Source organism: Paenibacillus dendrobii, from assembly GCF_009807035.1.
Lineage (GTDB): Bacteria > Bacillota > Bacilli > Paenibacillales > Paenibacillaceae > Paenibacillus_AQ > Paenibacillus_AQ dendrobii.
Genome location: NZ_WUBI01000004.1, coordinates 652,617 through 674,407, shown reverse-complemented (window position 1 = coordinate 674,407; position 21,791 = coordinate 652,617). Strand labels below are relative to the sequence as shown.

Annotated in this window: 17 protein-coding genes and 1 rRNA gene; 1 reads left to right on the top strand and 17 read right to left on the bottom strand. The window is 46.9% G+C overall.

Annotated elements, in window-relative coordinates; translation table 11 throughout:
- A 16S ribosomal RNA gene (locus GRF59_RS24185) occupies nt 1–90 on the bottom strand; the annotation flags it as partial.
- 441 nt (nt 91–531) lie between these two features.
- On the opposite strand from GRF59_RS24185, the gene GRF59_RS24180 reads away from it, so the two are divergent.
- Nucleotides 532–1,779, top strand: coding sequence for a molybdopterin-dependent oxidoreductase (locus tag GRF59_RS24180; RefSeq protein ID WP_160500260.1), 1,248 nt, complete (start codon nt 532–534; stop codon nt 1,777–1,779).
- A gap of 31 nt (nt 1,780–1,810) precedes the next feature.
- Here the strand turns inward: GRF59_RS24180 and GRF59_RS24175 are convergent, their stop codons facing one another.
- The 16 genes from GRF59_RS24175 to GRF59_RS24100 all read right to left on the bottom strand — a co-directional run bounded on the left by GRF59_RS24175 (nt 1,811) and on the right by GRF59_RS24100 (nt 21,788).
- The gene (locus GRF59_RS24175; RefSeq protein WP_160500259.1) at nt 1,811–3,676 is read right to left on the bottom strand and encodes a transglycosylase domain-containing protein; all 1,866 of its coding nucleotides are present in this window, start codon (nt 3,674–3,676) and stop codon (nt 1,811–1,813) included.
- Nucleotides 3,673–4,302, bottom strand: a complete 630-nt coding sequence (locus tag GRF59_RS24170) for a hypothetical protein (RefSeq protein ID WP_160500258.1) — start codon at nt 4,300–4,302, stop codon at nt 3,673–3,675. The genes GRF59_RS24175 and GRF59_RS24170 overlap by 4 nt, the downstream gene beginning before the upstream one ends.
- A gap of 148 nt (nt 4,303–4,450) precedes the next feature.
- Nucleotides 4,451–5,563, bottom strand: coding sequence for a sensor histidine kinase (locus tag GRF59_RS24165; RefSeq protein WP_160500257.1), 1,113 nt, complete (start codon nt 5,561–5,563; stop codon nt 4,451–4,453).
- Between the two features lie 20 nt (nt 5,564–5,583).
- Nucleotides 5,584–6,336 (bottom strand): response regulator transcription factor, encoded by a 753-nt coding sequence (locus GRF59_RS24160; RefSeq protein WP_202128833.1) that lies wholly within the window; start codon nt 6,334–6,336, stop codon nt 5,584–5,586.
- Nucleotides 6,337–6,451: 115 nt separating this feature from the next.
- A complete protein-coding gene (ligA, locus tag GRF59_RS24155; protein ID WP_160500255.1) occupies nt 6,452–8,470 on the bottom strand; it encodes an NAD-dependent DNA ligase LigA in 2,019 nt (672 codons plus the stop codon).
- Between the two features lie 224 nt (nt 8,471–8,694).
- Entirely contained in the window at nt 8,695–11,022 is a 2,328-nt protein-coding gene (gene pcrA / locus GRF59_RS24150; RefSeq protein WP_160500254.1) for a DNA helicase PcrA, read from the bottom strand.
- A 44-nt stretch (nt 11,023–11,066) separates the two neighbouring features.
- A complete protein-coding gene (pcrB, locus tag GRF59_RS24145; RefSeq protein WP_423802979.1) occupies nt 11,067–11,744 on the bottom strand; it encodes a heptaprenylglyceryl phosphate synthase in 678 nt (225 codons plus the stop codon).
- Between the two features lie 214 nt (nt 11,745–11,958).
- On the bottom strand, nt 11,959–12,831 hold the full coding sequence (locus tag GRF59_RS24140; protein WP_160500252.1) for a phosphatidylinositol-specific phospholipase C/glycerophosphodiester phosphodiesterase family protein: 873 nt from the start codon (nt 12,829–12,831) through the stop codon (nt 11,959–11,961).
- A 171-nt stretch (nt 12,832–13,002) separates the two neighbouring features.
- Nucleotides 13,003–14,409, bottom strand: coding sequence for an undecaprenyl-phosphate glucose phosphotransferase (locus GRF59_RS24135; protein ID WP_160500251.1), 1,407 nt, complete (start codon nt 14,407–14,409; stop codon nt 13,003–13,005).
- Nucleotides 14,406–15,314, bottom strand: a complete 909-nt coding sequence (locus GRF59_RS24130) for a glycosyltransferase family 2 protein (RefSeq protein WP_160500250.1) — start codon at nt 15,312–15,314, stop codon at nt 14,406–14,408. Before GRF59_RS24130 ends, GRF59_RS24135 begins: the two co-directional genes overlap by 4 nt.
- 218 nt (nt 15,315–15,532) lie before the next feature.
- Nucleotides 15,533–16,468, bottom strand: a complete 936-nt coding sequence (locus tag GRF59_RS24125; protein WP_160500249.1) for a glycosyltransferase family 2 protein — start codon at nt 16,466–16,468, stop codon at nt 15,533–15,535.
- A gap of 93 nt (nt 16,469–16,561) precedes the next feature.
- Nucleotides 16,562–17,431, bottom strand: a complete 870-nt coding sequence (rfbD, locus tag GRF59_RS24120) for a dTDP-4-dehydrorhamnose reductase (protein ID WP_160500248.1) — start codon at nt 17,429–17,431, stop codon at nt 16,562–16,564.
- Nucleotides 17,428–18,450, bottom strand: coding sequence for a dTDP-glucose 4,6-dehydratase (gene rfbB, locus GRF59_RS24115; RefSeq protein ID WP_160500247.1), 1,023 nt, complete (start codon nt 18,448–18,450; stop codon nt 17,428–17,430). Before rfbB ends, rfbD begins: the two co-directional genes overlap by 4 nt.
- Before the next feature lie 15 nt (nt 18,451–18,465).
- Complete coding sequence (gene rfbC / locus GRF59_RS24110) at nt 18,466–19,014, bottom strand: dTDP-4-dehydrorhamnose 3,5-epimerase (RefSeq protein ID WP_160500246.1); 549 nt, start codon at nt 19,012–19,014, stop codon at nt 18,466–18,468.
- Between the two features lie 22 nt (nt 19,015–19,036).
- Nucleotides 19,037–19,780, bottom strand: coding sequence for a sugar phosphate nucleotidyltransferase (locus GRF59_RS24105; RefSeq protein WP_160500245.1), 744 nt, complete (start codon nt 19,778–19,780; stop codon nt 19,037–19,039).
- A gap of 19 nt (nt 19,781–19,799) precedes the next feature.
- Nucleotides 19,800–21,788 (bottom strand): glycosyltransferase family protein, encoded by a 1,989-nt coding sequence (locus GRF59_RS24100; RefSeq protein WP_160500244.1) that lies wholly within the window; start codon nt 21,786–21,788, stop codon nt 19,800–19,802.
- Nucleotides 21,789–21,791: the final 3 nt, after the last annotated feature.

Sequence of the window (21,791 nt, the reverse complement as noted above, 5' to 3'; positions counted from 1 at the left end):
GAAGCAAGCTTCTCATCAAGTCCGCTCGACTTGCATGTATTAGGCACGCCGCCAGCGTTCGTCCTGAGCCAGGATCAAACTCTCCAAGAAAGTTTGTAGCTCATTTTGAAACTGACGAGATATAATGATAATTAAGATTAAGCAAAAGCGAAATCAAAATATCATTACTTCTAATCTCATTTTAAAACATCATCTATTTGTTCAGTTTTCAAGGAACTTGTTTTCTGCTTCATTCGACAAGTTTCTCACCGAAGCAGGATTTAATTGTATCAGATTCATTCAATCAAGTCAACACTTATTTAGTTAGCATCGTTTGTTTGAATGTCTACCGTGTTTAGCGGCAAGAAATAATATACCATGGATGTCCTACATAATGCAACTGTTTTTTAAATTAATTTTGTTTTAATATTTTCATGATAGAATTACCCAACAATTACGACTTTAAAGACTTAGGATGAATAGGTCTCATTCACTTCATATCCTGACAAAATGAATACCGCTAATAGAAGGGTTATACGGAGGTGTATCCATATGGACACTTGGCTGAAGAGAGTAAGGAAGGGAATAGGCAAAAAGCTTGCTTCCATTCATCGCTGGAACGCATGGATGATCGTTTTTCTCGCAGTCAGCGGATTGATTCTTCCCTGGGGGGCCTGGAGGGAGATTCTAGGTGCAGGAAGAGTATGGCTTAAGTGGCTTCACGTTGGTGTGGGTCTCGCGCTGCTGCTTCCTGTTCTATATTATCTTTTACTTGCCGGCAAGCATTGGAGTTTGCTCAAGGGGCGTCCCGCTCAAAAATGGAATGTGTTCATCGTTCTCTTTATAATGGCAGGCTGGATTCTCTCGGGAGTCGTTCTCTGGCAGTTCCGGGCCTTCGGTCCATCCTGGTCCAATCCTGCTCTGACCATTCACGATACATTTACCTGGATCGGCCTTCCCTACATCATCTATCACTCCCTTACCCGGACACGCTGGCTAAAGGAGCCCCACCGGCGGACAGTCCGAAACGATATTAACATCCAAACGGAGGCCTCCCCAGTATCAACGGAACCGCTATATACGCGCAGAGCATTTATCCGTTCCGCCATCGGCTTAGGATTTGCCGTCACGCTCGGTCCGTCTTTTATAAAATGGCTGTCCTCCAGCCTTAGCTCCAGCGGCAATGTTGAAGAGCTTGTTCAGAAAGACGGCAATCATCTTCTTCCCGCTCCCCAGCCTGCGGCAGAATCCCTTCCGCCCGTTGGAGGCGGTTCCCAAGGAAGCTTTCGGATTTATACGGTGACGCCCATCCCATCGTTTAATAATTCAAACTGGTCTTTTACTGTAGACGGCTTGGTTAATAAGACGCTGAAATGGAACTGGGAAGAGTTCGTCAAGCTCCCGCGGTCTGTCCAGGTGAGTAACTTTCACTGCGTCACCGGATGGTCTGTCTACAATAATACTTGGGAAGGCATCCCGCTCAAGCAGCTCCTCGATCAAGCCGGTGTTCAGTCCTCAGCCCAGACGGTCAAGTTCTATTCAGGAGATGGGGAATACACAGACTCCCTTACTATGGAGCAAGCTCAAATGAAAGACATTATGATCGCCGTCATGCTCGACGGCAAGCCGATCCCGAGCGATCTCGGCGGGCCGGTAAGACTGGTCGTACCTCAAATGTATACTTACAAATCCGTCAAATGGCTCAATCGCATTGAACTTATCGCAGAGGATCATATCGGTTATTGGGAAGCGCGGGGTTACGATAAAGATGCCTGGCTGCCAAGCACAAAACGCAGTTAACGAAATATTCATGTTTCCATGGAATCTCCCTTTATCTCCCCTTCAACGCCTTACTCATGACTGCCGCAAATAAGGCGGCGGCCTGCCCGCTGCCTGCGGTCATGTAGTTATCCTTATCCGTGCGATCAAAGCCCATCCACACTGCAGCTGTCCATTCGGGCGTATAACCGACAAACCAAAGATCACGGTTGGCCTTGCGGCTGATTCCGGCCAGGTCCAATTGCGTGGTACCAGTTTTACCTGCGACAGGCCGGTTCAGCCGCGCCTTTTTGCCCGTGCCCTCATTGACCACATTCCGCAGCATGGCCGTCATTCTTTCTGCTGTTACAGGCTTGATGGCTTGCCGCTGCTTAGAATCATGCGTATACAGAACCTTCCCTTTCGAGTCTTTGATTTGGCGTACCGTATGAGCCTCACGAAAAAACCCGCCGCTGGCGAATACGCTGTATGCCTGTGCCATTTTCAAAGGAGATATTCCCTGATGCAGCCCACCAAGCGCAATGGACAGATTGTGGTCTTCTTCAGGCAGATCTATGCCCAGCTTCGCGGCAAACCCAATTGCCTTGGAGAGCCCCACCTGCTTCAGCAGCCACACAGCCGGTGCATTAATGGACTCCTGAAGTGCCACTTTCATGGTTGTCTGCCCCCGGTAAACTCCGTTCAAATTTTCAGGCTTATAGCTTCCATAGGCGGTTTTTAGGTCGGGAAGTACGCTCTCTGGCGTGTATAGACCACTTTCCAATGCAGGGCCGTAATCAATAATCGGTTTGAAGGAAGAGCCCGGCTGCCGCGCATCCACAACCGCCCTATTCAGGTTCCCCGCACTTGGATTTCTTCCTCCTGTCAGCGCCAGCACTTCGCCGGTCCGGTGATCCATGATGACCATGGCCGACTCCACCTGCCGGTCTTTTCCATCCGGCGGAAATAGATCGGGATTCCGAAACGACTCTTCCAGCGCGCTTTGGGCTGCCGTATTCATCGCCGTTACGATGGTATACCCGCCCGTCTGCAAATCCTCCCTCGATTTTCCGGTAAGATCTGAGGCTTCCTTCATTACGGCATCCAGATAAGAAGCACCAATCGTTTTACTTTTGGTTGCTGCAGGCGGCATATACTCCTCATGGACTGCAGCCAACATTTCTTCACGGGTAATTAATCCCCGCTGTCGCATGATGCTCAGCACAAGCTCCCGCCGCTCCCTGGGAAGTTCGCTATCGCTCAGCGGATTATAAATCGAGGGCCCTTTCGGGATAGCCGCCAGAGCTGCGATCTGCATAATCTCGAGCTTCTTCAAGTCTGTAACCCCAAAATAGTGCTCGGCCGCCGCCTTTACGCCATATTGACCATCCCCCATATAGATCTGATTCAGATATAATCGCAAAATATCATGTTTGGACAACCGTTTCTCCAAAGCCAACGCGATGGAGGCCTCATTCACCTTGCGCAGCATATTTTGGTCCCGGTTCAGGAAAAGGTTCCGTGCGAGCTGCTGGGTAATGGTGCTGCCGCCTTCAGACACTTTCATGCGCATGGTGTTGTTCCATAATGCGCGCGTGATGCCCGTGTAATCCAAGCCCTGATGACTATAAAAGCGGCGGTCTTCTACGGCCAGAAAGGTAGCCTTAAGCAATTCGGGCATTTCCTCTAGCTCCGCCATTGCCCTGTAGCCCGATTCGGGCAGCGGAATCTTTCTTAACACGGTTCCATCCGAAGCAACAACGACACTGGATTCCTGTAGGACCAGCTTTTCCGGATGGCGTCCCACGATGAATCCCCCATATTGATGAACATAAAATAATCCGGCCAGTACAAGTACAACACCAATCACCGCCAAATCAAAAGCAACGTAAAAGCTTCTCATCACTTTGCGTTTCATTGCAGTCTGCAGCCCGTTCATGACGCAGTGATCAGGCTCTCCAGGAACCTTTCCATTCCAAGCGCCTCCCGCTTGACTGCTTCCGCTTTGGACGGAGCCGTCCTGTCCGGATGGTTCCCATCATCTTCAATGTCATCCAGTGTACGAAGCAAGGATTTTATCCTTAAGATCAGAGCCATAATTTCGTCATTTCCCAGCTGAGCAGCAGCAGTCGTCGATTTATTTTCTACTCGCGGTGCTGTTAACGAGCCTGTTGATAATGAACGTTCCGGGTGATTTATGCGACGCAGATGAGCAGCCAATGCCCCAAGCTCTCCTCCGGAGGCAACTTCCAGCTTCTCGAAAGAACCTTTCTCAGCGAGTTCTTCCGCCGCTCTCAGGAGTGACTGGATATCATCGGCCGGCTTCTGTGACCTAAGCATAAACACTCCGGTAAATATGGACAAAAAAATAAAAACGGCTATTGGCGTTTTGCCGATATGATTGATCAACCCATGTGATAACCGGATGAAGAACGAATCGGACGAAAAATGGGAATACGCCAGAACGAATACCCGATATACCACAAATAGAGAAATACCGCTGAGCAGAGTGCTCCCCATAAAAATGTATACATATCCAATGCGTACCGTTAGCAGTCTTTTCATAACTGTAATTCCTCCTTGCATGAGTTTAGACACCTCACCCTATGCAAAAAAGGATACCCGTCAAATCTTAAGAAACCTCCCGAAAATTCTTAACATTCTCTTAATATCATCCGGAGCAGCTTAGATACATCCCTTGCTTACCAGCCAGCTATTCATGTTCCAATGAAAAACGGGTGATGAAATCGGTCCGGTACATGTCGCTTTGGGCTGTAATCACGCCATGATGCCGGTCGATAATTCCCTTCGCGATGGCGAGTCCGAGTCCTGAACCGCCGGTATGCTGCGAGCGGGAGCTGTCCGCCCTATAAAAACGTTCAAAAATATGCGGAAGATCGCTTTCCGCAATCATTTCTCCAAAATTGCTGATTCGTACCTCGGCCTCATCTTCTTTGCGTTCAAAGGATATCTCCAGCTTTTTCCCCGCTTTCCCGTACCGAATCGCATTCGTAATTAGATTTTCATAAGCTCTTACCAGTTCATATGGCGCAGCCTCGATCCATAACGCTTCATCTGCATGGTCGATAATCTTAAGGGTCATGCCAGCCATATTCAGCTCCGGAACCGATTCCTCGACCAGCTGCCGGATGAGCGCTTTCAGATCAAGGCGCTCCAGCACAAGCGGGAGTCCTCCGCTGTTCACGCGTGTATATTCGAACAAATCGTCAATCAGCTTGCGCAGCACCAGTGTTTTTTGATAGGCGATATCCACGTAATATCTGAGTTCCATTTCATCCCTGCAACGGTCCTGCTCGATATATTCCAGAAAACCTAGAATTGACGTCAGCGGCGTGCGCAAATCATGGGAGACGCCTGTGATCAACTCGTTTTTCGCTTGAACCGCCGTTCTCTCTTCCAATAGGGAATGCTGCAACCGCTCGGACATGACATTAATATTCTCAGCCAAAACGCCCAGCTCGTCTGCAGACCGGACCTCGATCTTGTGTGATTCTCCCAGTTTGGTCATCTGCTGAATCCCTGAAGTAATCTCTTCGAGATAAGAAATGATTTTGCGGGTAAACAGGAAAAAGAATATCAGAAAACTGATAATGCCTGCAGTAAACAGCAGCGGCGCCGAACCGATATGATTGATGATCCACTTTACCATCTTCGTGTAGGGAGAGGGGCTGGTCTCCGGGTTCACATAAATACTGGCGTGTACCAATTGATACGCTGCCGTGAGCAGACCTGCTCCTGATACTATGCTTAATATAAAAGCCCATATAAACTTCCAGCGGATCGTACTTATGTATTTTGCGTTCATGATTTTGCCACCTCCGGCGTTCAGGACGGTCCGTCCAATTTATAACCCACTCCCCAAACCGTTTGCACGTACCGCGGGCGTTTCGGGTCACTTTCGATTTTTTCGCGGATTTTACGTACATGAACCATGACGGTGTTCCCACCATCCAGGAAAGGCTCGTTCCAGATATTGTTGTAGATCTGCTCCATGCTGAGCACTTGCCCTTGATGTCTTGCCAGCAGCTCCAGAATCGCAAACTCCCGGGGCGTCAATTTCACCTTGCATCCGTCGATCTGAACCTCATGCTTGGCTGTATCGATGACCAAGTCCTCAAAAACCAGTTGGTTTTCTTCTGCCTGAATGGGTGTACCTTGATTAAACCTGTGATAGCGGCGCAGCTGAGATTTCGCTCTCGCTACGAGCTCCAGCGGATTAAAGGGTTTGCCGACATAGTCATCGGCCCCGATGCTGAGTCCGTGTATCTTGTCCATGTCCGTATTTTTGGCAGACAGCATGATGATCGGCACATGGCGCTCTTCGCGTATTTTCATGCAGGCAGCAATCCCGTCCATCTTCGGCATCATGACATCCAAAATAATGAGATCGACCTCTTCTTGCTGCAGCCAGCGGAGCGCTTCTATTCCGTCATAGGCTTTAAGCAGCCGGTATCCTTCATTGGCAAAATAAATATCGAGCAGCTTCACGATTTCCTTTTCATCATCGACGATCAAAATGGTTTCTCTTCTCACAAGGATGTATCCTTTCGAATGGGTAGTGAATTCTATTTCCTTCATATTAACAAATATTCCAATAATGTGACTCTATGAAAACGACCATGCAGCTGAATAAACAAAAAGCCCTGGGCTCATTGTCGCATGAACCAGGGCTTCCTGATTTTCTGATATGAAATTATGCTTCAGCATTCAAAAGGCGGACAAACTCATCCTCGTCCTCAATGACCTGAATTCCCAGCTGCTGGGCTTTGGCCAGCTTGCTGCCAGCCTTCTCGCCTGCAATCACCAGGTCTGTCTTCTTGGACACGCTGCCGGTGACTTTTGCCCCCAGCGCTTCCAGCTTCTCTGCAGCCTCATCCCGAGTCAGCTGATGCAGCGTACCGGTCAGGACGACCGTCTTGCCGCTGAAGAAGGAATCCGTGCTCACCACTCTTGGCGCTTCCGGGGCCTTGGCTTCCACGCCTAGGGAGAGCATTTTTTCAATGCCGGTCTTGATAAAAGGATCCGCGAAAAAGCCTACGATACTGTCAGCGACAATTCCTCCCACATCCGGGAGGGCTATCAGCTCTTCTGCGGTAGCATTCATCACGGCATGCAAATCTCGGTAATGGTCAGCGAGCATTTTGGTCGTCGATTTACCGGTGTTCGGAATGCCTAAGGCAAAGAGGAATGAGGCAAGATCCCGGCTTTTGCTCTTTTCCAGGGAGGCTAACAGATTGTTCGCCTTCTTCTCGCCGAAACGGTCCAGCTTGATCAGGTCCTCGAATGTCAGGGTGTACAGGTCCGCAGGTTCCCGCACATTCAGCTCATTGTATAGCTGCTCGGCAGTCATGACGCTGAACGTCTCGATATCCATCGCATCCCTGGATGCAAAATGCGTAATTTTTCCGATAATCTGCGGCTTGCAGTCCAGCCTGTTGTTGCAAAATAAATGGGCGCCGCGCTGCTCAAGCGGGAATCCACAGGCCGGGCAGTGCTCCGGATAAATGATCTCCTCGCCATCGCTCTCCTCGGTTACCTTCCCCAGAATTTCCGGGATAACGTCGTTGGAGCGGCGAATGAAGACGCGGGTACCGAGAGCATGCTTCAGGTTTTTCCGTTCGATATCGCCGATATTGTTCAGCGTACAGTTTTGGACCGTCACACCGGCCAGCTCAACCGCCGCAACGCGTGCGACCGGGGTGATTTTGCCCGTCCGGCCCACTTCCCAGGATACGGATTCAAGGACGGTCGTGGTTTCCTCGGCTTCGAATTTGTATGCGACGGCCCAGCGCGGAAACTTGTCTGTGTAGCCCAAGGCTTCCCGGGTGCGCATATCCACGATTTTGATAACGGCCCCATCAATGAGGTAGTCCAGGCTGGAACGGCGTTCCTGAATATCCTGGAGCTGCTCCATCACATCGTCGAAGTTTTGGAAGTACGTGATAAACGGATTTACTTTAAAATGATTGTCTCGCAAAAAGTCCATCATTTCTTTGTGACTGTCAAATTGGATATCGTCGGAATAACCGACATTGTAAAAGAAGGCGCTGAGACGGCGTTCCGCCGTGGTCCTCGGATTCAGGTTACGCAGCGCGCCGGCTGCAGCATTACGGGCATTCTTCAGCGGCTCGGCTGCCGTCTGGTTGTAGCTCTCCAGCACCGAAAGATTCATAATGCCTTCGCCCTGCACTTCGATGGTGCCATCCGTATACGGAATGCTAAGCGGCACGGACTTGATCGTTTTGACCTGAGCCAGAATGCCTTCGCCGATCACGCCGTTTCCGCGGGTCGCAGCCTGCACCAGCCTGCCATCCGTATAGGTCAGGTTTAGCGTCAGACCATCAAATTTCAGTTCCACCGCATAACTCAGCTCAGGAAGCGGGTTATGCGGGTTCTTGCTGTTATAGTCCGCCACCAGCCTTGTGGCCCGTGCGTTCCAGCTTCCGAGCTGCTCGATATTTTGCGCTTTGTCCAGACTCCAGAGCGGAGCCAGGTGACGGTGCTGTGCAAATCCCTTCAGCAGTTCGCCGCCGACGCGCTGGGTAGGAGAATCCGGCAGTGTCATGCCGCTCTCCTTCTCCAAGGCTACCAGCTGATCATACAAAACATCGTACTCTTTATCGCTGACCAGCGGCTTATCCAGCGTGTAATAATGATAGCTGTACTTATTCAGCTCGGCGACGAGCTGCTCCATGGTAAACATCGGATCCATGCGGGGATCATCCCTCCGTCACAATAATTTTTTCGAAGATAGTTCTTTATCATTTGAAATGATAACGTTGAACCCCGGGAGCAACTTATGCTCCTGATGGTGATTTTCAAAAGTCAGGATAACGCATCGCCTTCAGAAAAATCCATCTTTTCAGAAGCAAGCACTCATCCTCTTCCATTCATTCTTGTAGATAAAAGATAAAGGCTAGTAAACAGTTCAGGATTCTAGTCTTCCACCTTGGTGATCGGCGCAAACCCTGCAAGCAGCCTTTTCACGCCGACAGGTGCCGGAAAGGCAATTTGCAGCTCAGTGTCGTTCCCGCTGCCTTTGACGGACACCACTGTGCCTGTACCCCATTTGCCATGAGATACTTTATCGCCGGCCTTAAGTGTTGTCAGATCTGCCTTGCTGCCCACGGCAGCTGCTTGATGCGGCACGGAGGTCGTCACGGTCATTTTCGCTTGAGAACCGGATGCCGTCGCGGTAGATCCGCTTAAGGATGAGTTGCCAGCGCTTCGTCCGAAATTGCTGCCGCTGCCGTCGAATCCACGACCGCCGTAAGAGCCTCCAATATTACCGCCTCTGCGGTACCGGTCACGGGCTACGCCCGTGTCTTCTTTGAGCTCCTCAGGTATCTCATCCAAGAAACGTGAAGGCGGGTTCGCCGTTGTACGGCCAAACAGGGTACGCATCTGCGCGCAGGACAAGAACAGCTGCTGCTCCGCCCGCGTGATACCGACATAGGCCAGTCGCCGCTCCTCTTCAAGTTCCTCATTGTCCTGAAATGCGCGGCTGTGAGGGAATACGCCTTCCTCCATCCCGACGATGAACACGATCGGGAACTCCAGGCCTTTCGCGCTGTGCATGGTCATGAGAATGACGGCATCGGATTTGTCCTCTTCCTCATCGTTCACAGAATCAATATCGGCAATCAAAGCCAAGTCGGTCAGGAAAGAAATCAGCGATTTATCGTCATTATTTTTCTCGAATTCCATCGTAACGGAGAGAAACTCGTCGATATTCTCAAGGCGCGAACGCGATTCAATCGTGTTTTCCCGCTGCATATCGATACGATATTGACTCATTTCGAGTATTTTTTCGGTCAGTTCGGTTACGGACAGATATTCTACCATTTGATTAAGCGCTGCGATCATATCATAGAATTCTACCAGGCTATTCCGCGTCTTACCTGCAAAACCGAGGTCATCCACGACGGCAAGCACCTGGAAGATGGAAATCCCCCGCTCGGCAGCCGCTGCGCTGAGTTTGGCTACGCTGGTGTCGCCAATGCCTCTTTTCGGCACATTAATGACACGGGCCAAACTGAGATCATCATCCGGGTTCGAAATCAGGCGAAGGTAAGCCAGAATGTCCTTGATCTCTTTACGATCATAGAACTTAATGCCTCCCACGATCTGGTAAGGAATATCGGACTTGATCAGGATTTCCTCTATGACCCGGGACTGGGCATTCGTGCGATATAGAATGGCATGATCTTGATAGGACTTGCCCGTCTTAACGTTCTTGCTGATCTCCGAGGTGACGAAGTAGCCCTCATCATGCTCCGAATCGGCTCGGTAAACCTTGATCTTGGCACCGTCGCCTTTGTCCGTCCACAGTTTCTTCGGCTTGCGTCCGCTGTTCTGCTTAATCACTTCGTTCGCCGCATTCAGAATGGTCGAGGTTGACCGGTAGTTCTGCTCCAGCATGATCGTCCGCGCTTCAGGATAGTCCTCCTCGAAATTAAGGATGTTACTGATGTCGGCGCCGCGCCAGCGATAGATGGACTGGTCACTGTCACCTACCACGCAAATCCGGTGATGGCCGTCAGCCAGCATCCGGCAGAGCATGTACTGCGCACGGTTCGTATCCTGGTATTCGTCGACGTGAACGTATTGGAATTTTTTCTGATAGAAATCAAGAACCTCAGGTACTTCCTTAAACAGCTGGATCGTCGCCATGATCAGGTCGTCAAAGTCCAGGGAGTTATTGCTTTTCAAGCGCCGCTGGTACATGGTATATACCTTGGCTGCAATGCTTTCGATGTAATCGCCGGCTTTTAGCTCGTACTGGGCAGGCGTAATCAATTCATTCTTTGCGGTGCTGATTAAGGAAAGAACGGCTTTCGGCTCGAACTTTTTCGTATCGAGGTTCAAATCCTTCATGCAGTTCCGGACCAGAGACAGCTGATCTGTCGAGTCCAAAATGGTAAAGTTGGAATTAAACCCGATCCGGTCGATATCCTTGCGCAAAATGCGCACGCACATGGAGTGGAACGTGGATACCCAAATGTCCCGGCCTTCGCCTCCAACCAGCTTGGTCACACGTTCTTGCATCTCGCGTGCCGCTTTATTGGTAAATGTAATCGCCAGAATACCCCAAGGTGGAGCTTTACGTGTGGCTATCAGATAAGCGATACGGTGCGTTAACACGCGTGTCTTGCCGCTACCCGCTCCGGCCAGAATCAGCAGAGGTCCTTCCGTCGCTTCGACGGCCTGCTGCTGCGGAGGATTCAATTTTTTAATGGCTTGTTGTATGTCAATCGGTTGCATGCACGCATGCTCCTTCCTGAGTGTGATTTTCGCATTTGCTGCGCCTACTTCACAGCCTTGACGGTAAGCAGCGCCTGTTTTAAGTTATCGTATACCGCATTTCCGACCACGATCGTATCGCAGACGGCAGCCGCCTTGGCCGCGGTTTCCGCATCGTGAATGCCGCCCCCGTAAAAGAGCCTTGCTGTATTCACGGATTGATGTATTTTCTTGACCGTGTCCATGTCTCCGAATGTTCCGCTGTACTCGGCATACACCACCGGAAGCGACATCAGCTTGTCCGCTACCTGCGCATAAGCGGCGGCGCCGGCCGCATCCAGTTCGGTCTGGGCACCTGTCATCCGGGCAACAGTAGAATCAGAGTTCAGAATGATGTAGCCTTCAGGAACGAGCAGATCCCATGGAATCATATAGCCGTATTCCTCTACTGCCTGCTGGTGCTGACCCGTAATCCATTTGGTATCGGCGGTGTTCATCACCATCGGAATCATGTACAAGTCGAACCCGGGCACAATCATCTCCAGATTGGAAACCTCCAGCACGCACGGAAGCTCATATCGGCGCACCCGCGACAATAAATCCACGGTATTATCATACGTAACGCCGCTCGACCCGCCTACCATAATGGCATCGGTGCCGGACATGCACACCGCTTCCAGCGCGTTATCATCTATTTCCCGGTCCGGGTCCAGCTTAAAGACATGTCTCCAGGGTTTAATCATCTGCTTCAAACGTCATTCCTCCACGACTTTTCTCATAAATCTAGTCTATGTCAGCGAGGGTGGAGTGTCAATTTCTGTTCGTATGGGATACGAACATTTTTATGGAATTTCCAACTTACCCATTCATAAAAAAAGATATACTTCATAATCGAAGCATATCTCTATAGCTGAATGAGTACTTTGGACTTCTTGCTCCTCTGCTCCTTACTCCTCTTTACTTCCCAAAAGCATACAACCAACTGGTGGACTCGACATCTTTTTCCGTCAAGAAATCCGAATAAACGCCATTCACGCCCATTCTTCTTAACTTGCTGGCATCTGAAGTTTCATTGATCGTATTCACATAGGTTGCGACACCCGCTTTTTTCAGCTTGCTGAGGAATGACCTGGTCACCCGCTGTTCGGGAATCGTTACCGCATCAATCGCGTTATCTGAGACAAAATCAATCACGTCTTGATCCGTATCCTTGGTCGCATAGAGCGTGTAAATGAGAGATGGGAATGGATAAATCTCTTGCACCGTCTTCAGCATCGGCTGGTTATAAATCTGTGGCACTACGCGGTCCAAGAGCTGCGGAGCCCTTGCCTTGGCCAAGCTGACAAGCATCTCAAGCTCGTGCTTCATATCCTCCGGTTCCTGCTCTTTCGTGTCCGTTACGATGTATATATCGGGATAACGCTCCATCAAATCCATGATGTCCTTCCAATCCAATGGATCGTAGGCTCCGAGAATCTTGCTCTGCTTAAACTCCTCGTAGCTCATCCGCGTAGCCTGGCGATCCTGGGGAAGCTTGTCCTCCTGCTGCAGTAATTCCGTCATATGCTGAGTCCATTCATGTCTGGCGACGAGCTTACCGTCATCGGTCAGCAGCAGATCCACTTCAAATACGCGGTTCCCCTTTTCGTAATTGGCGATAAAAGCCTCGTAAGAATTCGTGTACGCATGGTCATTAATGCCCCCCATGGCATGGGAAATCACTTTGTAATCCGTAAAGCCGCCGGCCAATTCCTCCGAGCTGCTCCGGGGAACCCAGAATAGCAGCCCTGCCACAACTACCAGCAGCAAGAGGGCGATCCATCTTCGCATGAGGCTCACATCCTTTGCAGCATCCTAGTTTATGTTCTATTCAGATGTACCTTTACAAGAGATTTACCCGGCGGTTCGCGAGATCAAACGAGGGAGAATTTGGAGGGTGGGCCATGAACATCAAAAAAGCAGCGTGATATCACGCCGCCTTTTCTAATGTTTATGAGATAACTAGTATGCGTTTTTATTAACAAACCCGTTACGGATCGTTTTGAAAATAATTTTAATATCGAATAAAAGAGACCAGTTTTCAATGTAGAAAATATCGTGATTAATGCGTTCCTCGATGGAGGTATCTCCGCGTAAGCCATTACTTTGCGCCCAGCCGGTAATCCCCGGACGGACATGGTGCTTCACCATGTATTTCGGAATTTCCTCGCGGAACTGATCCACGAAATATGGCCTCTCCGGCCTTGGGCCTACGACACTCATGTGACCGAACAGTACATTGAAAAATTGCGGAAGTTCATCCAAGCTGGTCTTGCGCAGGAACGAACCGAATTTCGTACGGCGCGGATCGTTCTCCGTCGTCCATCCCGTGTCCTCCATGCCTGGCGGAAGCTGTTTCATCGAGCGGAATTTATACATCATAAAATTGCGTCGATTCAGACCTACCCGCTCCTGCTTAAAAATGACTGGTCCCGGTGAGGTAAGCTTAACCCCTATCCAGATCGCCAGCATCAGCGGTGATGTCAGGATTATAGCAAAGGAGGAAAAAACGATATCGAACAAACGCTTGAACATCCGGTTCGCCGCCATATCGAGCGGTATATCGCGTACGTTAATCGTTGGCATGCCAGCGAAATTATCGAAGTAAGGGCGAGCCGGTAGGTAATCGAAAAAGTCTGGGATGATCAACGTACGTACGCCCGCTTTTTCACACAAGCTTATGATCTTCGCGTACTTGGAATGTGCATCCAGCGGAAGCGCCAGAATGACCTCGTCGATCAGCTTCTCTTCCAGCACTTTGGAAAGATCGTCTACCGTACCGAGAATCGGCTTATACCTCTTCTCCTCGATGCTGTCCCACTGCTGGTAATCATCCAGAAAGCCAAGAACTTCATAGCCCATTTCCGGATATTGCCGGAGGTTATGATAAAATCGTTTACCGAGCTTGCCTGCACCGATAATGAGTACAAATTGCCGGTTATAGCCTTTTTCCCTTAGGATTTTCAGAGAAACTTTAAGGACATAACGGTAAAACATGATGAACATGACCAAGCTAACCATGTAGATGGCCAGATACGAACGCGAGATGTTAACTTCCTTCACGAAGAACATCAAGCTGAGAAGTACAAATATGCTGATCGAATGGACTTGAATAATCTTGATGAACTCATCCGCAAAACGTTTTTTGCGCTTCGGGGAGTATAACGCAATCAACATGCCCGTGATGACGGCAATACCTGCATAAATAAAGCTCCACATTGCATAGGTTTCAACCGGAAGCGGCCTGCTATTGGGAATCCAACCGCTTTTAAAACGAAGCCACCAAGCCAGAAGGAACGAAATTTGAATGAACACAAAATCCGTTAAAACATACATTTGCGTTAGAAATTCCTGATTCTTGCGGATCACATGCCCACCTCCATGTTCGTTTCTTTTGGTTTCGAGTCTTGTTTCGGTTTAACCAATATGCTCTTCATCAAGGCCATGGTGAATTTCAGTCCTACACCCATGTATATGAAAGAATTCGTCAGAACATTGTACTTTTTGCGATAATGCTTGCGATGAAATACGATCATGGCCCGGTGGAACTCATAGATGATGCGCACCGGACGCCGACGGGCACTGCCGCCTTTATAATGCACGATCGTCGTTTTGGGGTAATAATGAATGTCCCAGCCCGCTTGCTTGATCCGGTAACACCAATCGATATCTTCACCATACATAAAAAAAGTCTCGTCCAGCCCGCCGACCTGCTTCAGTGTTTCCCGCCGTACGAGCATGAAGGCACCGACCAGGCAGTCCACCGGATACTCATCATCCGGATCCAGATGCCCAAGTTGGTACTGGTTAAACCTCGGGTTATCCGGAAACAGCTTCGAAAACCCAAAGGCATAATAAAACGAAGCCGAGGGCGTCGGAAATCCGCGCTTACAGGCTTTGTCGAGAGAGCCGTCAGGCAAAATGATTTTGCATCCCGAGGCTCCAACTTTGGGTTGCTCGTCCATAAAGGCAATCATCGTTTGGAGCGTATCCTTGGGGATAACGGTATCGGAATTGAGCAGCAAAACATAGCGGCCTTTGGCCACCGCCATCCCCTGATTGTTGGCTTTGGCAAATCCGGTGTTGTCCTTGTTGGCTATGAGCGTGACTGCCGGAAATTCCTTCTGGATCGTCTCGACCGAGCCATCATGGGAGTTATTGTCGATGACGATCACTTCAAATGCATATTGCGTCTTCGACTCAAACACAGAACGAAGGCAATCTATAGTAAGCTGGCATGTATTGTAATTCACGATGAGAATGCTTAAATCCAATTTGAAGCACTTCCTGACAAGGTATTTTCTATATTAATGACGAGAACTATAGTGAAAAAGTTATGGATCTCATCATCTTTTAACAGATTTTATGGGAAAGGGATTAAAAACAACGACAAATTATCTTACGCTGATTTCCAGCTTTCGACATCATTATATCATATGAGACAGGGTGCTGTAGGAATAATATAGAAAATATGAGAAGGATCGCTAGAACTTTATTGTGTCCTCCTCTTCTCCAGAATCGCCTTACGCTTTCTTTTGAGATTTTTTCGTTGCTCCCCAAACGACTTCCAAGCACCTAAAACTTGGGGTTCCCTCAACAAAAAATAACCGTTACTAGCAATTTCATAAGGTAGCGTATGCAGCAAGCACTTAAACCAGTGTTTCCGGCTTCCGTTTTTATACATCATTTTATATCGATTAATATATGAAACTCTTCGAATAAATAAAAGCTGCTTATGACGGCCACCCTTCTTCCACCCCCTGGCATGGTAACCGACAGCACTCGCACAATAATAAGATTTCCATCCAAGCAATCGAGCTCTCCATGCCACATCGACATCTTCCTTATACGCAAAAAAGTCGTTATCGAAGAACTCTCCGTTCATGCTGATGTCATCAATCATTATTCTGGAGTAAAAGGCTGCCGCACCAGAGACACCAAATACATTACCGGAATCCATCCATTGAGAAGCGGGCTCGCCTGCGCCACGGTCAAAAGCTCTGTAAGCTTTATTCATGATGAGGCCTGTGCTGTCCACAATCTGCGGGTTGGATTTGAGCAAAAGTTTACCGGTTGCGCTGCCAACATCAGAATGGTCTTCGAGATAGTTCACTAGAAATTCTACATACTCCGGGTCCAGAGCAACGTCGGGATTGAGAACAAGCACATAGTCACTGTCAGTAGCAGCTATGGCCTGATTATGTCCTGGAGCAAAGCCTTTGTTATCTTGATTTGATATAACGTGCAATTTACTGCCTAGTCCTACTTTAAAGGATGAAACCTTATCTAAAGTACGATCGGTGGAATGGTTGTCCACTACCACAACTCTTTCAATGGGATACGTTTGGGCTTGTACGGCCTCGAGACAATCTAGAATATCATGTTCGCTATTAAATGTAACAATATGTACGCTGACACGTTTCGTCATAATATTTATGTATCCAATCTATTTTTTCATCTATTATAGCAAAAAATCTCCCGACCAATCTGTTAATTGGTGAGAGATTATTGGAGTTTAATATCATTTCTTCGCTTCTGTCAGTTGCTTTAAAAATTCGGCAAGACCTTCCTGCCATGGTCTCAGATCCGTCAAACCATTCGCTCGAATCGACAAATGATCCATAACGGAATTACCCGGTCTTGGAGCAGGACGAGGGAACTGTTCTGTGGTACATGGCTCAAGCTGTGCAGTAATCTTAAAACCGAGCTTGCCAGCTTCTTCAAAAATAGCCTTCGTAAACTCGAACCAAGTACACTCCCCGCTATTTGAGGCATGATAGATCCCAAACTTCTCTGTTCGAATAAGCTCCTCCAAAAATGAAGCCAAGTCAACAGTGTAAGTGGGTGAGCCCTTCTGGTCATTCACAACCTGTATCTGTGGTTTCTCTTGGCCCAACCGAAGCATTGTCTTCACAAAATTATTACCATGTATCCCGTATACCCAAGAGGTGCGCACGATAAAATATCGGGAAGATAAGCTCTGCACAAGAACTTCGCCGGCCCTCTTGGACTTGCCGTAAACGCTTTGTGGATCTGTATTATCATATTCCTGATAAGGGGCATCGGAACGACCGTTAAATACGTAGTCCGTACTGATGTACACGAACTTGGCCCCTACTTTTTCGGCTGCCACTGCCATATTTCTCGTGCCGACAGCATTCACAAGGTGTGCAACATCTACGTCAGTCTCTGCAGCATCCACTGCGGTATACGCAGCACAATGTATAACAGTATCAGGTTTGAAAGATTCAACGACTTGCTGGCACTGCTCATCATCTGTAATGTCCAAGGCCGAACGGTCGCACCCCAGAACCTTGTGACCCTTTTGCTGCAGTACAGAAACCAAATCCATTCCTAATTGCCCCGCAGCACCAGTTACCAAGACTCTCATAGAGATTCTCCTAGACGCTCAGCGTACTGTTTAGCATAATAAGCCTGGTATTCACCGGATTGAATTCGAGTCCACCAGTCTTTATTGTTCAGATACCACTGTATTGTCTCTTTAATACCCGTCTCAAAATTATGCTTGGGTTTCCATCCGAGCTCCTGCGTGATCTTCGTTGGATCAATGCCATACCGACGGTCATGCCCAGGGCGATCCTGCACATAAGTAATCAGGGACTCCGGTTTTTTTAGTTCCTGCAAGATCGTTTTTACAATGTGGAGATTGGTTCGCTCATTGTTCCCGCCAATGTTATACACCTCGCCAATGCGACCATTATGAATCACCAGATCGATGGCGCTGCAATGGTCTTCCACATACAACCAGTCCCGAATATTCAAGCCATCACCATAGATTGGCAAAGCCTGATCGTTCAAAGCACGGGAAATGATAAGCGGGATCAACTTTTCCGGAAATTGATATGGGCCATAATTATTGGAGCAGCGGGTAATGTTCACCGGCAAACCGAAAGTCTCGTGGTAGGCACGTACGAGCAGATCTCCTCCCGCTTTACTTGCGGAATAAGGACTGTTCGGCGTCAGCGGCGTTTCCTCTGTGAAAAGGCCGGTAACCCCGAGCGTTCCGTATACTTCATCCGTAGAAACTTGAACATATTTCGTTACGCCATACTTTTTGGCTGCATCCAAGAGTACCTGCGTGCCCAGGACATTCGTCTTCACAAATACTTCTGGCTCCAGTATACTTCGGTCTACATGAGATTCAGCTGCGAAGTTGACAACAACATCAATTCCTTGTTGGAACAATGTGTCTACTGCCTTGGCATCCGTAATATCCGTTTTTGAAAATGTATAGTTGGGATGATTCTCGATCGATTTCAAATTCTCCAGGTTTCCAGCATACGTAAGTGAATCTACGTTAACGATTTGGTAATCTGGATGCTGCTGGAGCATATATAACATAAAGTTACTGCCTATAAAACCGGCTCCGCCGGTGACGAGAAGTTTCATAGTAAAAGCGTCCTCCTAATCAAAATTCAGTTCTGCATCCTGCAGCAGCGGATGATGTTGATCTTTATCCGATAAAATCGGCTTGGACGTCGGCCAATCGATTCCCAGTGCCGGGTCATTCCATAATATGCCGCGGTCATTTTCAGGGGAATAGTATTCGTCCACTTTGTACAAGACTTGGGCGTTTGGCGTTAACGTGCAGAACCCGTGTGCAAAGCCTTTCGGTACAAGCAGCTGCCGATGATTATGTTCACTCAAGATGACGCCGACCCATTTACCGAAGGTAGGGGAGCTTTTGCGAACATCAACGATGACGTCGTAGATCGCACCCGTGAGGACGCGTATCAGCTTCGTCTGAGCCTTCGGGTTTAATTGATAATGCAAACCTCGGAGTACGCCTGGCTCGGCAGATAACGATTGATTATCCTGAATAAAATTAAATTTGATACCTTGTCGTTCTAAAATAGCCTCATTATAGCTCTCCATAAAAAAACCCCGGCTGTCTCCATGGACAACCGGTTCAAGTAAGCATGCGCCTTGCAGCTGTAAAGGAGTGACTTTCATGATTGGAGTTCCTCCAATTTCTTTATAATTTTAACTTTCCAAACTCTTCCCCAAAAGTCAGATCTTTAGCTAACTCATTTGCTCTTGCTAATGAAGGATGTGTCCCTGCATCCGTCCACCAACCTTTAAGAACGTCAAAAGTTAACTGATTACGATTAATATATGCATTATTAACATCGGTGATTTCCAATTCACCTCGTGCCGATGGGATTAATGTTTTAACAATGTCAAATACATGATGATCAAACATATAAATACCTGTTACTGCATAATTTGATTTAGGTGCAGACGGCTTTTCCTCTATTGAAACAATTTGCTGACCATTAATTTCAGGAACACCAAAGCGTTTAGGATCCTGCACTTCTTGAATAAGAATTTTCGCCCCTTCATTTTGCAATCGGAAGTTTTGAACAAATGGCGATAAATCGTCTTCAAAAACGTTGTCTCCAAGAATAACTACCATTTGGTCTTCGCCAACAAAGCTTTCCGCAAGATCGAGCGCCTGAGCAATTCCTCCCGCTTCGTCCTGTACCTTATATGTGAAGGTAACTCCCATCTCCCGTCCGCTACCAAGAAGATTGACGACATCCCCCATATGTTCTTTACCAGTAACGATTAGAATGTCATCAATACTTGCCTCTTTGAGCTTATAGACAGAGTGAAAGATCATTGGATATTTACCTACTGGAAGGAGATGCTTATTGGTGACTTTCGTTAATGGGTATAGGCGAGAGCCAGTACCTCCTGCTAGGATTATGCCTTTCATTTCTTAAACACTCCTTCATTCATTTCATTTTTGAAGATACTATCTTATGAAATAATTCCGCTCTTTGTCTAAATGTGTGATTTCTTCTAACGATGTTCTGGGCCCTATCTGCTAGTAATTTTCTAGTTTCAAGATGCCCTAAATAAAATGAAATTTTTTCCATCAGCTCATCACTATCATGGTATATATCGACATTTCCATCCAGTAGTTCTTTTAGACCTGGAGTATCATTAGCAATTATAAAAGCGCCGCATGCTGCAGCCTCGTAAGTTCTTAAATTTATCGTATTATATGTCATTCCGGTTGTGTCTTCAATTACTAGCTTACTTCTACTATAAATATTGTAAACATCGGAATGTTGAATCGGTCCTCGGTGATATTTTCTCCATGGATGATGGAATTGTGTATTCAGAGTTCCGTAAAAGTGAAAATTGAAGGCATCAAGAAGAACTAGATCCCGAACTACTTGTCTATTATAATTAGATATATTACCTATAAAGCAAACATCGATATCTCTTGATTCATCGTTCGTTGTCCTACCTTTATGCAAAAAGAAATCATTACTCAAACCCAATGGTACGATTCCCCAACACAAATCACTTGGTAGATTACTTCTGATAATAGAATCCCAATAATTTGATGTTGTTATAACACCATCATAATTATATATTTGAGGACTCTGTATCCATTGATCCACATAGCTTCTCATCCAAGCAATCTTTATAGAATTTTTAGGGACATTTACATGTCCTATATCTGTATCATGTAGCATTGAAACTACAATATCAGTATTCTTCGGTATATCATTCCATTGGTAGGGATTCCTGCTTAAGTACATAGGAATATAATTATAATTTTTTTGCAACTCATCTCCCAGAGCCTTAGCAGAAAAGAAGTCCCCGCATGTTGTCTGATTTCCATTCTCACTTACAAGAAAACAAATTAACCGATGTTCCCCTTTAAGTATAGTTACTTTATTAGGCATAACTTTAGACTTATAATAGGCAAATTGAAACATTCTTTTTTTAACCATTTTATAAGGTTTATTCAGTATTTTATATAGTTTACCAAAGCCTCTCTTTCTAATAATCATATCCCGAATTTTATTAGAGATGCCTACTTTTGTGGAACCTTTCATTTTATGATTCTTTTTAATATGAAATTGAGATTCTAATAAATTAAGTAGTTGTTCGGCCCTTATATCGGCTGTATGGTGTTTAAGCACTTCATTCTGCAATGTAATTGCATTCTGACAATAACTCTCGTAGCTACTATTAATTTTATTAATAGTAGCTACGAGAGGGTTATATTCATCCATTATTATGGCATTCGGGAATATCTTGAGAATTTCAGGATTGTTATCGTTAATAACGATAGCTCTACAAGCGAGTGCATCAAACAGCCTATTATTAACAAATCCATATTCCTTCATATCATCCCAGTGGTCGTTAAGAAGTATATTACATGAGGAATATAAAAGCCTTAAAGAATTATTAGAGAACCATTTACTCTTTATATATTTCTTATCTATTATCCCGCTCCAATTCTCTCCAACAACAGACAATGGGATACTATTATCTATCGCCTCTTTTACAATAGTTCTGTAAACCTTCCTTGAATTTCCCACAAATAGAATTTGTGACTTATGAAGATTATCGTATTCTGGGAAAAACCTATTTGCATCTGTAAATTGCAAAAAGGAATCAGACGGCTTCTCAATTAATGCACTTATTTTATCATGATGTAATAGGGATGCGATTAAAACCAAGTCATAGCTATTATATTCCTCTATCATGACATTAGCTGGGTGTGATATATTCCACATGATATTAAAATGATTGGGTTTAGGAATATATGCAGTTAAGCCTCTTATATGAATAACAACGTTAGCATCACGATCTTGATCAGTATACCATTGGGTCATGACCTGTATACTATATTCGTGACCTTTTCTTTTCAAAGCTTCCCCAAGACTTTCAGCTAAATAATAGTCTCCCCAAGTATTCATATC